The sequence below is a fragment of the Pseudomonas sp. M30-35 genome, from assembly GCF_002163625.1.
In the GTDB taxonomy this organism is placed as follows: Bacteria; Pseudomonadota; Gammaproteobacteria; order Pseudomonadales; family Pseudomonadaceae; genus Aquipseudomonas.
In genome coordinates, this window is the sequence record NZ_CP020892.1 from 3,373,458 (window position 1) to 3,386,734 (window position 13,277).

At 53.2% G+C, this 13,277-nt stretch carries 13 protein-coding genes; 5 read left to right on the plus strand and 8 right to left on the minus strand.

All coding sequences use genetic code 11. The features are described 5' to 3' along the window. Nucleotides 1–158 precede the first annotated feature (158 nt). The 5 genes from B9K09_RS15575 (at nt 159) to codA (ending at nt 5,629) form a co-directional block, all read left to right on the plus strand. Nucleotides 159–1,118 (plus strand): alpha/beta hydrolase, encoded by a 960-nt coding sequence (locus B9K09_RS15575; RefSeq protein ID WP_087517674.1) that lies wholly within the window; start codon nt 159–161, stop codon nt 1,116–1,118. Continuing rightward, complete coding sequence (locus B9K09_RS15580) at nt 1,118–1,588, plus strand: MaoC family dehydratase (protein ID WP_087517675.1); 471 nt, start codon at nt 1,118–1,120, stop codon at nt 1,586–1,588. Before B9K09_RS15575 ends, B9K09_RS15580 begins: the two co-directional genes overlap by 1 nt. Before the next feature lie 283 nt (nt 1,589–1,871). Next, nucleotides 1,872–3,155 carry a cytosine permease gene (codB, locus tag B9K09_RS15585; RefSeq protein ID WP_087517676.1) on the plus strand — a complete coding sequence of 428 codons (1,284 nt, stop codon included), beginning with the start codon at nt 1,872–1,874 and terminating at the stop codon, nt 3,153–3,155. Continuing rightward, complete coding sequence (locus B9K09_RS15590) at nt 3,156–4,397, plus strand: PucR family transcriptional regulator (RefSeq protein ID WP_087517677.1); 1,242 nt, start codon at nt 3,156–3,158, stop codon at nt 4,395–4,397. It abuts the gene before it with no gap. Continuing rightward, nucleotides 4,394–5,629, plus strand: a complete 1,236-nt coding sequence (codA, locus tag B9K09_RS15595; protein WP_087517678.1) for a cytosine deaminase — start codon at nt 4,394–4,396, stop codon at nt 5,627–5,629. The genes B9K09_RS15590 and codA overlap by 4 nt, the downstream gene beginning before the upstream one ends. A gap of 42 nt (nt 5,630–5,671) precedes the next feature. On the opposite strand, the gene B9K09_RS15600 is transcribed toward codA, so the two are convergent. From B9K09_RS15600 to B9K09_RS15630, 8 genes are all read right to left on the minus strand, one after another. Continuing rightward, entirely contained in the window at nt 5,672–6,532 is an 861-nt protein-coding gene (locus tag B9K09_RS15600; RefSeq protein ID WP_087517679.1) for an HlyD family secretion protein, read from the minus strand. 17 nt (nt 6,533–6,549) lie between these two features. Continuing rightward, a complete protein-coding gene (locus B9K09_RS15605; RefSeq protein ID WP_087517680.1) occupies nt 6,550–6,753 on the minus strand; it encodes a DUF1656 domain-containing protein in 204 nt (67 codons plus the stop codon). Then, on the minus strand, nt 6,740–8,728 hold the full coding sequence (locus tag B9K09_RS15610; protein WP_087517681.1) for an FUSC family protein: 1,989 nt from the start codon (nt 8,726–8,728) through the stop codon (nt 6,740–6,742). Before B9K09_RS15610 ends, B9K09_RS15605 begins: the two co-directional genes overlap by 14 nt. 590 nt (nt 8,729–9,318) lie before the next feature. Continuing rightward, a complete protein-coding gene (locus tag B9K09_RS15615; RefSeq protein ID WP_087517682.1) occupies nt 9,319–11,055 on the minus strand; it encodes an FAD-binding protein in 1,737 nt (578 codons plus the stop codon). Between the two features lie 749 nt (nt 11,056–11,804). Next, nucleotides 11,805–11,915: a cytochrome c oxidase subunit CcoM gene (gene ccoM, locus B9K09_RS22895; RefSeq protein WP_305882795.1), complete on the minus strand. Its 111-nt coding sequence runs from the start codon at nt 11,913–11,915 to the stop codon at nt 11,805–11,807. Nucleotides 11,916–12,071: 156 nt separating this feature from the next. Beyond that, nucleotides 12,072–12,233 (minus strand): hypothetical protein, encoded by a 162-nt coding sequence (locus B9K09_RS22695; RefSeq protein WP_087517683.1) that lies wholly within the window; start codon nt 12,231–12,233, stop codon nt 12,072–12,074. Further along, complete coding sequence (locus B9K09_RS15625; RefSeq protein WP_087517684.1) at nt 12,226–12,843, minus strand: alpha-ketoglutarate-dependent dioxygenase AlkB; 618 nt, start codon at nt 12,841–12,843, stop codon at nt 12,226–12,228. The genes B9K09_RS22695 and B9K09_RS15625 overlap by 8 nt, the downstream gene beginning before the upstream one ends. Nucleotides 12,844–12,888: 45 nt before the next feature. Beyond that, the gene (locus B9K09_RS15630) at nt 12,889–13,185 is read right to left on the minus strand and encodes an aspartate-semialdehyde dehydrogenase (RefSeq protein WP_087517685.1); all 297 of its coding nucleotides are present in this window, start codon (nt 13,183–13,185) and stop codon (nt 12,889–12,891) included. Nucleotides 13,186–13,277: the final 92 nt, after the last annotated feature.

The window sequence follows — 13,277 nt, forward strand, 5'->3', positions numbered from 1 at the left end:
GGACCTGCACGGGCTGAACGGAAGTTAGCAGTTACTCACCGGTACGCATATAGCCAAACAACCTTCATCAATGCCATGAATCTTTATTCAAGTCATTCGACTGTCAAACCACCCGGGCCGGCCCTACAATAGCTTTTCACGTCAGCTAAGGATTCGTCATGCAACACGAAGCTTTTTGGCATAAGAGTAGTGATAACACGCCGCTGTACGTGAACCACTGGTTTGGCCAACAGCCGCCCAAGGCGATCGTCATGCTGGCCCACGGCATGGCTGAACATAGCAGCCGCTATGCCCGCTTTGGCGAGACGTTGGCAGCCAATGGCTTTGAACTCTATGCGCACGACCAACGCGGCCACGGCAAAACCGCCGAAAATGGTGTCCTGGGCCACTACGCTGACAGCAACGGTTGGAATTTGGTGGTTAATGATCTGGCGTGTATTAATCACTTGATCCGTCATCAGCATGCGCAAGCGCCGATATTTCTCCTCGGCCACAGCATGGGCAGCTATATCGCTCAGGCTTACCTGATGCAACACAGCAGCAGCGTGCACGGCGTGGTGCTTTCTGGCTCTAACTATCAACCGGTTGCGCTGTATAAAAGTGCGCGGGCAATCGCCAGGTTTGAAGCGTGGCGCCAAGGGCCAACAGGACATAGCTCACTGATCGACTTTCTCTCATTCGGCTCTTTCAACAAGGCCTTCAAACCCAACCGCACCGGGTTTGACTGGCTGAGCCGTGATCCCGACGAAGTTGATAAATACGTCAACGATCCGCTCTGCGGTTTTCGTTGCAGCAATCAGCTATGGCTCGACTTGCTAGCGGGGCTGCAAGGAATCACCCCTCGCGCGAAACTGGCCCAGATAGAACCCAACCTGCCGTTCCTGATAATTGGCGGCGCACGTGACCCCGTCAGCCAAGGCAAACGTCTAGCAAACTTAGCGGGCGCACTTAAAGAAGCTGGCAAGCGCCATGTTGCGCTGAAGATTTACCCTGAAGCTCGCCACGAATTGCTCAACGAGAGCAATCGCGATGAAGTCAGCAGTTTTATTATTGAATGGTTGGAGCAGACACTTGGCCAGCCACACCCGTTTCGTTCCGATACCCAGGAGATCCACTGATGAGCCAACTCAGCAATACGCCTTACGACGAACTCGACGTCGGCCAGAAAGCCACTTACAGCAAGACTGTCGAGGAGCGTGACGTACAGCTATTTGCCGCAGTTTCTGGCGACAACAATCCTGTGCATCTGGATCCCCAGTTTGCTGCCGAGAGCATGTTCAAGGAGCGCATTGCGCATGGCATGTTCAGCGGCGCATTGATCAGTGCAGCAGTCGCCTGTGAATTGCCGGGGCCGGGCACTATTTATCTGGGGCAGACAATGCGTTTCACTCTGCCAGTAAAACTCGGTGACACCCTCACCGTGCAGTTGGAAATTCTCGAAAAACTGCCAAAGTTTCGCGTGCGCATCGCGACTCGCGTAGTCAATCAGCGTGATGAAATCGTAGTTGACGGTGAAGCCGAAATTCTGGCTCCACGCAAAAAGCAAACAGTTGAAATGCCACCAATGCCACAGGTTACAGTCAGCTAAATCGGTCGCTCCTGAACGGCTACCCGCCTGTGCGCTGAGTTTGACGCATGTGCCAGCGCACATTGAGTGTGCATGTATATTTTGCATGCACCACACTTGACCACCGCTGTTTATCCACCACAATACTTCCTGGCAATCGCCACTGATATCGCAATTTTTTTGTGCATGATGCACAAAATACTTTGTGACTATCATTCTGTGTGAAGTGGGTATTGAAGAATTAGCGGACTGGCACGCCACCTGCTATGCCAAATACTTCACTGACCCCTGTGGAGTTCAACCTATGTCTACCACCAACAACGATAGCGACTACCCGCTCAGCGAAGTCCCGCAAGGCGCACGCAAAGGGCTGTTTTCGACTTCTATTTTATTGTTCGGCTTTACCTTCTTCACCGCCACCATGTTTGCGGGCGGCAAAATCGGCATGGCATTTGATTTCACATCACTGATCTGGGCGGCAGTAATTGGTAATTTGTTGCTCGGTCTTTACGCTGCTGTGCTGGGCCTGATCGCCTGTCGCAGCGGTTTGAACTCGGTACTGATGGGCCGCTTTTGCTTCGGTGAAGTCGGCAGCAAGTTGTCTGATGTACTGCTCGGCTTTACCCAGATCGGTTGGTACGCGTGGGGCACTGCAACCATCGCCATCGTTCTGGTGAAGATTCTCGGTCTACCAGAAGGACTGACGACAGCGCTGATGGTGCTGTTTGGTTTTGGCTTCTGCATCACCGCATTCATCGGCTACAAAGGCTTGGATATGCTTTCACGGGTGGCGGTCCCGGCGATGATGGTGTTGCTCGGTTGTTCATTATGGATTGCCACCCGTGATGCTGGCGGCATGCGCGCTTTGATGGCGATCGAACCCAAGGAAAGCATGAGTCTGAGCGTGGCTATCACCATGGTTTTCGGCACCTTTGTCAGCGGTGCAACCCAGGCCACCAACTGGACGCGCTTTGCTAAAAGCGGCCGAGTGGCGATGCTTGCAAGTTTGTTCGGTTTCTTTATCGGCAACGGCTTGATGATTGTTGCTGGCGCTTACGGCGCCATCGTTTACCAACAGCCTGACGTGGTTGAAGTATTGGTGCTGCAAGGGTTGTCGATGGCAGCAGTGGTGATGCTGTTTCTCAACTTGTGGACTACTCAGGACAACACCATCTATAACTTCGCCGCCGCTGGCTGCAACTTGCTGCGCACTGGCCGCCGCAAACTGGTGACTGTTGCCGGCGCGGGCATCGGTACATTGCTGGCGATTGCCGGTATGTACGAAATGCTGATTCCATTCCTGATTCTACTCGGCTCGATCATTCCACCCATTGGTGGGGTGATCATGGCGGACTTCTTCTACGGCCATAAAGGCCGTTATCCAAAACTTGCCGACAGCCAATTACCGGCGTTCAACTGGATTGGCCTGAGCGCTTATGTAATTGGCGCGGTGTGCGCGTACATGTCGCCATGGGTTGCACCGATTGTTGGGATTGGCGTAGCTGCATTTGCTTACATCGTGCTGTCAAAAATACTCAGCCCGGCGCCAGCCAAAAGCGCTGCAAACATCACGGGTTCAGTTAACTAAATGAGCCTCACCGTGGCCGACGTACTGGCGCTTCCCGGCCTCGACAGCATGCGCTTGCGGGCTGGCGAAGCGATGCAGAGCAACCCCGTACGCTGGCCCTATGTAGCCGAGAACAACAGCATTGCCGAGTGGATAATGGGCGGCGAATTGGTGTTCGTCACTGGCATCAATCACCCGCGCAATGAAGAAAACCTGTTACTGCTGACGCGCCAGGCACATGAGCGTGGCGCAGCCGGCCTGGTCATTTTGACTGGTCTTGAGTACATCAAGGATATCCCGCAAAGCGTCATCGCAACGGCACAGCAGTTGGGCGTGCCACTGATAGAACAACCTTATTCGCTGAAAATGGTGGTGGTCACACAAGCCATCGGCACAGCATTGGTCCAAACGCAGATGCTTGGCCGTTCACGCCAACATTTGCTTGAACAATTGCTCGAAGGTGATGTGCAGTCGCTCGACTCACTGCTGCAACGAGCACGCAGCTTAGGCCTGCCATTGGCGACCGCGCGGCAAGTCGCGCTGCTTAAACTCGAAGGCAGCGAACGTTTAATCGAAGCCTTTGGCGCAGATCAAGCTGAATGTATCCTGCAACGCAGCCGCGAGCGTTTGCAGCGTGCATTGCATCATCAGTTGGACGCTCTCGGTGAAGCACTGTCTCCGGTATGTCAGGGCGAACACTGGATTGCCCTGCTCCCAGCCAGCGCGAGGATTGACCAGCAACATAATCGCCAAGCGCTACTGGAATTGATTGAACAGCTCAGTCCAGAACTGGCGCCTCTGCGTCTTTACCTAGGCCTGAGCGCAGGTGGTCATGGCCCAGAACATTTTGCTCACGGCTTGCGTGAAGCCCGCCAAGCCTTGGTTGCCGCGCAATCATTCCCTGAGCGTCTGGGGGTTTGCAGCTTTAACGAGTTGGGTGCGATTGAATTGCTTGGCGCCATTCGTGATCGCAGCGTGCTCGACCAGTTCGTCGACAAGGTGCTCGGCCCCATCATCAGCGATGACAGCCGCCACGACCCCGTACTAATGCCAACGCTTGAGGCCTGGTTCCACGAGAACGGTAATCTCGCGCTCGCAGCGCAACGCCTTGGCGTACACCGCAATACCATGAGTTACCGGACGCAGCGCATAGAAACCCTAACCGGCAGTTCATTTACTAATCCCCACGACCGCCTGAATATCAGCCTCGCTTTGCTGATATGGCGGCTCTCCTCTTCTCGCTCAGCCAGGAGCACTGCATGAACATTATTAACGCCAGACTACGCGGTCGCGAAGGCCTATACCGAATCGTCTTGGAGCAGGGCCGGATCGCAGAAATCAATCTGCACAACCCAACGATTAGCGCGGTATCGGACGACCTTGATGCGGGCGGCAACCTGGTTATTGCACCCTTCGTTGAGCCGCATATACACCTTGATGCCACACTCACCGCTGGCGACCCGGCGTGGAACATGAGCGGAACCCTGTTTGAGGGCATAGAACTGTGGGGCCAACGCAAAGCTCAGGTCACCCACGAAGACACTAAAATGCGAGCTAAAAAAACCATCGACATGCTGGTTGAGCACGGTATCCAGCATGTGCGCACGCACGTTGATGTCACTGACCCAACATTGGGCGCACTCAAGGCCATGGTTGAGGTACGCGAAGAAACTCGCCACCTGATCGACCTGCAAATAGTTGCGTTCCCGCAAGAAGGGATTGAGTCATTCAACAACGGCCGCGCACTGATGGAGCAAGCGGTAGAGTTAGGCGCCGATGTTGTGGGAGGCATTCCACATTTTGAAAATACCCGCGATCAAGGCGTTAGCTCAATCAAGTTTTTGATGGACCTGGCCGAGCGTACTGGCTGCCTTGTCGATGTGCATTGCGATGAAACCGATGACCCGCATTCGCGCTTTTTGGAAGTGCTGGCCGAAGAGGCTCGAGTGCGCGGCATGGGCGCTCGAGTCACCGCCAGTCACACCACGGCAATGGGTTCATACGATAACGCTTACTGCTCGAAGCTGTTTCGTTTGTTAAAAATGTCAGGAATCAACTTCGTCTCATGCCCGACCGAAAGCATTCACTTGCAAGGGCGTTTTGACACTTATCCGAAACGTCGCGGGTTAACTCGTGTTGCCGAAATTGATCGCGCGGGGATGAATATCTGCTTCGCTCAAGACTCGATTGTTGACCCATGGTATCCGCTGGGCAATGGCAATATTCTGCGGATTCTCGAAGCAGGCCTGCACATCTGCCACATGCTGGGTTACGCCGATTTGCTGCGCGCCCTTGATCTGATTACCGACAATAGCGCCCGCACGTTAAACCTAGGTGAGCGTTATGGACTGGAAGTCGGTCGCCCTGCCAACCTGCTGCTGTTGTCGGCGCCAAGCGACTACGAAATGATTCGCACCCAGGGTTATGCCTTGACCTCGATTCGCGCTGGCAAGGTGATCATGCAGCGCACGCCCGCCAAGGTTGCACGTTTCTAAAGCCGTGCGCCGAGATGACAACGGGTTATCTCGGCGCAGTGATTAACGCTTATCCAGCACCTTAACGCTGGCGGTCATACCCGCGCTCAACAAAACTTCTTCCGGCATATTATCAAGCTTGATGCGCACCGGAATACGCTGCGCCAAGCGCACCCAATTGAAGGTCGGTTCAACATTGGCCAGCAGTTGCGTGTCTGGGCTGGCGTTGCGGTCGGTAATACCGCGACTGATACTCTGCACTTGACCTTTGAGCGGATACTGATAACTCATTAGCCAAATCTCGACCTCATCGCCTACCGAAATCTTCGGCAGTTTGGTTTCTTCAAAGTAGGCCTGCACGTAGTAAGAGTCTTCATCCACCAGCGCCAGCACCGGCTCGCCGGTATTCACGTAATTACCTTCCGCCAGCTGCAAATTGGTGATGTAACCGTTACGCGTTGCTTGTAATCGGCTGCGCGATACATTCAGCGCGGCTTGTTTCACTTCAGCCTCTGCTTGATGGTATTCAGCCAAAGCAATTTGCGCGCTGATCTGCGAGTTTTCCCGCAACTCGGCGCTGATTGCCTGCGGCCCCAAGCGAGCACGCCTGGACGCTTCATGCTGGCGCAAATTCAACTGTTGCTTGCGGGTCTCCAATACCGCCTTGGCCTGCTCAAGGGCAACATCATAGCGCTCGGGATCAATTTGCATCAGCGGATCGCCGACACTGACTCGCTGGTTATCCTTGACTGACAAACCCACCACCGCCCCGGAAACGTCAGGCGCAATAGTCACAATATCGGCGCGTACTCGAGCGTCGCGCGTCCATGGCGAATACATGTAGTAATTCCATAGCCAATGGCCCGCAAACAATGCAGCCAAAACGACGGCGAGGGTAATGCACACCCGAATAGTTGAACGCATAAATTGATTCTCCATGACTAACGCCCAAGCACCGCAACAATGCCTGCTAACACACACACAAACAGCGCCGTATCAAACAGCGCTTCATGCCAGATCCAGCGTGAAGCGCCAAGGCGTGCAAGCAGCAAACGCAAGACCCCGGTGACCGCAAACGCCAACACCACATAAATAAGAAACGGGCTGAGCAGGACACCGCCTATCGACCACTCATGCAAGCCCATATTGCTCTCCTTTGTGAGCACACCAGTTTTTCCATCCGAGCTGTAACTGCAACAAAGCGGCTCGTGCCAAGCGTCGGTCAATACTAGAAGTATTGGCATCTAGCGCCTGCAATAACGCCTCAACGGCTGCATCCAGGACCTGTTCACGCTCTGGCCCCGGCCCCATTCGTAGCTGTTGATCCAGTTGCTGCAAGAAATGCTGCTCAGCGACACCAACCGACTTGTTACCCGCCTCAAGACAGGCGCGCAAGTGCAGTAATTCATCCCCCAGATCGAGGCTGGCGATGCCGTCATCCCAGCGCGTCCGGGTTTCGTCAGGAAGCGCGGGGTAATGCCGCGCCAGCTGTAATAAACGATCAGCAATACGCCCGCCAAACCAGTTTTCGGCGCCATTCAGAGGGCGTCGAGTCAAACGCCGTAGATCATTCAATGTTGCACTCAATAATCGACCGCCCAACCAGCGTGGGCTACGGATCGAGATCAGCTTGAATGCCAGCACGGCAAAGCCAACACCGGCGATTAATGCCAGCGCGGTATTAAGGAAATAAGTGACACTAAAACTCATTTGGTTTTGCGGCGAACACAGCAAAATAAAGTGCAGCGCAAAAGAGGTGGCCGTGGCGCCAGTTGCCGGATTGCACATACCTAACGCAGCAAAAAATAACGGGACGCCCATCGCCAAGCAGAGCATGGCAAAGCTGCTCAGTTGCGGTAAGACAATCTCACCCACTACAAAAGCAACTGGAATCGCGTAAAAAATCCCGCGCAAGAACATCATGCCGATCTGCGCCGCATTATCGCGACTGGCAAACAAACTGCAGACCACCGCCGTCATCAATATACCGCCGGAGGCAAAGGTCCAGCCTGTCGCCATCCAGAACGTAGCAAACGCCAGGAATGCCAAGGCACTACGCGCGCCGTAAACCAATGCCGTCTGCCAGTCGCTGTGCCATGACAGTGGGTCTGGGGTATTGCGCGGAGCAACCCCCTGCTCGACTGCGTGCAGCGAGTGATCGGCAACTTGCATGCGTGTGACCAACAGCAATAAGCGCTCCAGGCAGATCTGCTGCACGGGATTCAATCGCTCGCTCAGTGCGGCCAAACGAACCCGCTCGGCCAGCTCATCCAAACCCGTCATGTGCTCCATATCAAACTGCTCACGCGCAGCGATAATCAGGGGTTCGATACATTCTCGCTCTTGCGCACTGAGCTGCCGTAACTGGCGGCCAACCCCGCGGGCAAGGCGCAACATACTGAGTAAATCACGACTCAAGACCCGTAGCGCAGCAGCACGCTGACGCCCCCGCGTGCCCTCAAACCAGGCATGTTCGCGTTGTGAGTCAACCGCAACAATATGCCCCAGGACTTGCAGTAGGCCTTGTCGCGCATGCCCCTCTTGAGCCAATGCCAACGAGGCGGCGTTCAAGCCTGCACGCCAGGCCACGTTGGCCTGCTTGATCAGTTGTACCTCGACCCTTTGCGGCCAGATGATCGCGCTAGCCGCGGTCGCGCAGAGGATACCCAGAGAGATTTCCGTGCAGCGCGCAACCGCTTGATCAAAAACCGTCAGCGGACTACTGATTGCAGGCAAGCCAATAATGGCAACAGTGTAGCCTGCAAGCACAAAGGCATATGACCAGGCGCTGCGGAGCATGGTTGAAGAGGCAGTACACATCGCCAACCAGATCGCGAGCGCCCCGATAAACACCCACGGCGTCTGTGCAAAAAGACCGATGAACACCACGGACATAATGGTTCCGATCATGGTGCCGACCATTCGCGCCAAGCCTTTCTGTACGACCATGCCTGACAACGGCTGCGCCACGATGATCGCAGTCATCATCGCCCACACCGGTTGTTCCAGCCCAAAACGCATCGCGCACCACAGCGCCAACCCGGCTCCCAGCAGGGTTTTAATTGCAAATTGTATGGCTTGTCGGCTAGGCGCAATGAAGGCCAGTAAAGCGTGGGGCATAACTGCGTCCGAAAGATGGCTCACATATGAAAATAGCGGATTGACACCAACAAGCCTCTAAAACTTTCGCGCAAGCTATTGCGAGGCTAGAAAGATGGCTCATTCACGACCCACAAAGTCGCGTGCGGCCCAACCGCTTTCACAGCTTGCTATCTGCACGTTTGTTGCGCGCTAACATTTCAACGGCTTAGAAAAGCGCTTCGCGCAGCAATTATTAGTCAGCTAACTAAATTCGTCCAGCCCAAGCTAACAATTCTGCGAAATAGACTGGCGAGAATTTTAGACGGTGCGAGTCCTCAACGACGGCTTGAAGCGCACCGCTTGCAGATTACCGGGGCTTGCGACCTGGGTACTGCACACCCGAGGTACAACGACAAAGTTATAGCCCAAGTCGTAAATCATGGATCGCGTGAAAACAATAAGGCACACGGTTTTCAGCACAGGCGACGTTATTAACCTCTGCTAACAATCTGCCAAGATCAATCGTTAAACGGCGGCACGTCTAAACTAAAACACAGCGAAGCTATGTTTATCCACGAAGCTTCAGCCAGTCTGCTCCAGACTGGCTGAATATCAGTCCGTAGACTCAATCAGGAGGATTTGTTCAATACTGATTGAGAGTAAGAGAAAACATTATCAGGGTCGATTGCCGTTTTGATTGTTTTTAATTTTGCCGCAACGGATTCACCGAAATAAATACCCAGAAAATCACCGTAGGTCTCCCCTGGATCTGGAGCATAACCGTCGTTCACACCTAACTGTCGATCAGGGTAATTAAAGTAACAGCCCTGGTACTTAGTTCCCCAGACTGGAAAGGCAGAGTCACCCGCTGTGCCGCTGGAATAAATATTATTATAACCGGCATTAAACCAAGACACGATATCCATCTCAATTTGCGTGGCTTGTGCAGACGTCGTGCCGACCTGTGTTTTCCAGTAGGTCTGATACTGTGTTTTGAGTAATGAACTTCGGGCCGCAATGGCGGTGTTACCGACAGGCCCAACATCCATGTTATTGACTTGCAATCCGTAGCTGTCAATCTGAATAAGGGTTTGTGATTTATCTGCTGACGAGGGGGCTAAGTTAGTGGCCTGAGCATCAGTCAAAAACTGATAAATGGATACCGCCTCTGCACCCACGAAGTTGGTAATCATGTAACTGCTTTTATATTTCCCGTTCTGATTTTCACCGGAACCATTAAGCAGCTGCGTCATATCAATCCAGGGTAAATCATAAATTGTATCGATTGCTACCTGCGCAGATACGGGGTGCCCGACCAAGTGGAAACGTTGCTTATGCCATTGGGAGGTCTCTGGTTCAGCTATCCATTGATCGAGTTCAGCCGAAAAACTGCGGATGACTTCCAGTGCGCCAACCTGAGTTGTGATAGGCGCAATATCGATGCCTCCCAGCGTTGAACTATGACCCGACCCTTCACCGTAAACGACCTGGATGACGATGGACATCACATCCGCCGCGTCTGTCATATACGTGAATTTACCTAGCGTGAAGGCCTGACCCGCGAGCTTGCTGGCCGCCGTATAGTAAGCTTGCATAAAGGTGGTGAAATTAGCTTCTCCTGCGCCATCCGTGTTATCAGCAAACTGACTCCATGGCACAGGTAAGGCGACGAACAGTGCCCGCTCCGGGGCAGTAGGAACCTTGTCTTTTCTGAAATAATATTTGGTCGTAACACCAAAGTGACCTGCACCGCCCCCACGACTTGCCCAATTCAGGCTGTCGCTATCAGCCTCGTCAAATGCCCTGATGGCAAACCCTGCCGTTTCGTCAGGAATAACCATTTCGACGCCAGCAAGGTAATCGACCGTCAGGCCGTGCAGTCGGGATAACAGTCCATAACCACCACCTGATATATGGCCTCCAGCGCAGACTGAATAGCAAGAGCCGCCCGGTAGGGTTGCACCATACTCGGAGTGTAAGGTTTGTTGAATCAACCAGTTTGATGCGCCGGGCTCAACGACAATATAGTCCACACCATTAACATTTTCCTCCGTAATACCCCGCATATTACTCAGGTCAATCACAAAACGAGTTTTATTACTCGTCGATGCATCATCACGTCGATTGAAGGTAAAATCTTCATAACAGTGCCCTCCTGAAATAACTCTGATTTCACCTGATAACGGAGTGTGATTATTGTTGATGTCATTAAGAGCACTTAAAACATCATCTGTCGTCTTGGCTAAATAAACTCCCTCGCCATTCACTTCATCCAGACCTTGCTCGAGCAGGTACCGCTGATTAAATCCGCGATCCAATCCTGGATAGTTATTAGCTGCCGGCGAAACATAGGTGTAACCAGTCATGTTTACTTCCTTATATAAATGAATGGTGTTCGTAAAACAAAATCCACGCTATCACCTTATCCACTCATTAGCGCACAACATTACAAAAAGAAACAATGCGAAAATTTAAATAATAAACCGCTGCAATATGCAGTAAAGCTTACAGCCCATAACAAAAGACTAGAAACTGTTAGAAAGTTAGCGAGCGACGGCCGTACTAACTAAAGACTGGCCCGAAGTGATAGCGCCAGTGAGTCAACTGTGGGATAAAACGTCCGGCGGTCGCGCTCGATCTTAGTTGTTCTAAGCGAACATTTAATTCGCGCTGTTCAGCCCGTCAGGGCCGCAGCCAAGGCGCCCCATTAATACCTGGCGCAGTAGCCATTTCCCAGATTACAGGCGCACGTCCCCTGCATTCGTCAGCGCGCTACCCATAGGTTTGACAGGACAAACACCATCAGCAGTAACACGGGGGCTTTGCGTGTCAACCTATGCACGTAGCCACGTAGACGCGTGGCCACAAAACCGCATTGGCGTTTGATCACTCCGAACGGGGGCTCACGCTCCTGATCCTGTGTTCGACCCTGTACCTCGACGGGCAAGGCTCTGCCAGATGAGCTCAGAACCTGGATAACCTGGGACATTTTCCGCTGTCCACATGCAGCATGTCGGTATTCAGCCATACCCATTGCAGGCGTGACCGGCAAAAAAAAAGGCGACCTAAGTCGCCTGAAGCTGCCTTGCGTGCAGTCGTGTTGAAAGACTCAGCCTTACTTGCGCTTGTGCGAGTCCTTCCAAATAAACATGCCGACCCCACCAAAGAAGGCGAACATCAGCAGTACAGTGCCAATACCAGCAATAACTACAGTATCGATAAACATGGTTGCCTCCTAAACGGCGCGTGATCTGGAATGACTCCAAGGTACGCAACGTCAGGCAGACAAGATTTGACTTGGATCAATAATGATCCCGAGGCGGGAGTGGATCAGTCGCAGACACTGATCCAGGTCAATAGAACGGTTGGAGCTTGAGTCTGTTTAGCGCTTTTTCGATTTACCTTTCGACTTTTTCTTGGCTTTGGGCAATGGCAAGGCCTGCTCAAATGCCTTGCGCATTTCATCCAGTTTCTTGTCGTGCAGGTCGTGAATACGCTTGCCGCGCTCGGCGTTGAAATCAATCAAGTTGTCGTCGTTACTCATGACCTAAGCCGTCCCCGTTCAGCACATAACGAAAAGTCAGATTAAGCCGCGGTGCGCAGGGTTTACGCGTCTTGGCTATCTGGTGTTGCCAATAATGCTGGGTTGTCGCGCGCATGACCAGTAGCGAGCCATGATCCAACTGCAACGAATGTTCAATACGCTGCTGGCCTTTACGGCGCAAATCAAAGCGTCGACTGCCGCCAAGACTCAACGAAACCACAATCGGATTATGCCCCAATTCGACCTCGTCATCGCTGTGCCAGCCCATTGAGTCCTGGCCATCACGGTAGTAATTGAGCAGCAGACCATTGAGCGGCTGTCCCACATAAGCACTGAGTCGCGCGCGGATATCCGCCAGCAGCGGCGTCCATGGCAGCGGTGCGTGATACAAACCTGAATAACGATAGCCAATCCCCTCATCGCCATACCAGGCCAGTAAGCGCGGCACCGGGTGCGCTCGGCCAAACACCTTTACCTGAGGTTGCTGCCAAGGTGTTTGCTGATGAAGTACCTGAAACCACTGGTCGGCCAGTTCCGCAGTGAGCCATTGCGGATAGAAATCCAACTCAGCATCGGGCAATTGCAAAGAGGTATCGGCAAATAAGCTCACAGCGATATTCACTCAGTACAAGCGGTGTGACGCATAGGTGAATATTCAGACTTCAATATCCACCCACAATCCCTGACGCGGGAAATCCTCGTCTGGAGTTTCAGGGGGTCCTGATTCTTCGTCTGCCTCTGCCAACAATGCGGCGGCATAACGCTTTTGTTGGCGGCGCTGTTCTTCGCGCAGGATCGCCAGGGCATCTTGCGGATGGCGTTTATCGAGATTGAGCGCACTCTCCTTGCTACTTTCGGCCACAGGCACGACCGGCAAGGTCAGCGGTTTTGGCTTGACCACATCCTGACTAGCAGTGACAGGGACCAAGCTATGCGGGATCGGTGGCAACACAGGTTGTGCCCTCCTTTGGTCAGTCTGTCGGCCAATTTTGTGCAAACATGAGGGTAGCCTCACTACACTTTTCGCACCTTTATTATTTCTTA

What these genes read in the sequence shown, in the direction of transcription:
- B9K09_RS15605 (WP_087517680.1), bottom strand. Translation starts at nt 6,753, where the DNA reads ATGGGCTTGCATGAGTGGTCGATAGGCGGTGTCCTGCTCAGCCCGTTT.
- codB (WP_087517676.1), top strand. Translation starts at nt 1,872, where the DNA reads ATGTCTACCACCAACAACGATAGCGACTACCCGCTCAGCGAAGTCCCG.
- B9K09_RS15590 (WP_087517677.1), top strand. Translation starts at nt 3,156, where the DNA reads ATGAGCCTCACCGTGGCCGACGTACTGGCGCTTCCCGGCCTCGACAGC.
- ccoM (WP_305882795.1), bottom strand. Translation starts at nt 11,915, where the DNA reads ATGTTTATCGATACTGTAGTTATTGCTGGTATTGGCACTGTACTGCTG.
- B9K09_RS15600 (WP_087517679.1), bottom strand. Translation starts at nt 6,532, where the DNA reads ATGCGTTCAACTATTCGGGTGTGCATTACCCTCGCCGTCGTTTTGGCT.
- B9K09_RS15580 (WP_087517675.1), top strand. Translation starts at nt 1,118, where the DNA reads ATGAGCCAACTCAGCAATACGCCTTACGACGAACTCGACGTCGGCCAG.
- B9K09_RS15615 (WP_087517682.1), bottom strand. Translation starts at nt 11,055, where the DNA reads ATGACTGGTTACACCTATGTTTCGCCGGCAGCTAATAACTATCCAGGA.
- B9K09_RS15575 (WP_087517674.1), top strand. Translation starts at nt 159, where the DNA reads ATGCAACACGAAGCTTTTTGGCATAAGAGTAGTGATAACACGCCGCTG.
- codA (WP_087517678.1), top strand. Translation starts at nt 4,394, where the DNA reads ATGAACATTATTAACGCCAGACTACGCGGTCGCGAAGGCCTATACCGA.
- B9K09_RS22695 (WP_087517683.1), bottom strand. Translation starts at nt 12,233, where the DNA reads ATGAGTAACGACGACAACTTGATTGATTTCAACGCCGAGCGCGGCAAG.
- B9K09_RS15610 (WP_087517681.1), bottom strand. Translation starts at nt 8,728, where the DNA reads ATGCCCCACGCTTTACTGGCCTTCATTGCGCCTAGCCGACAAGCCATA.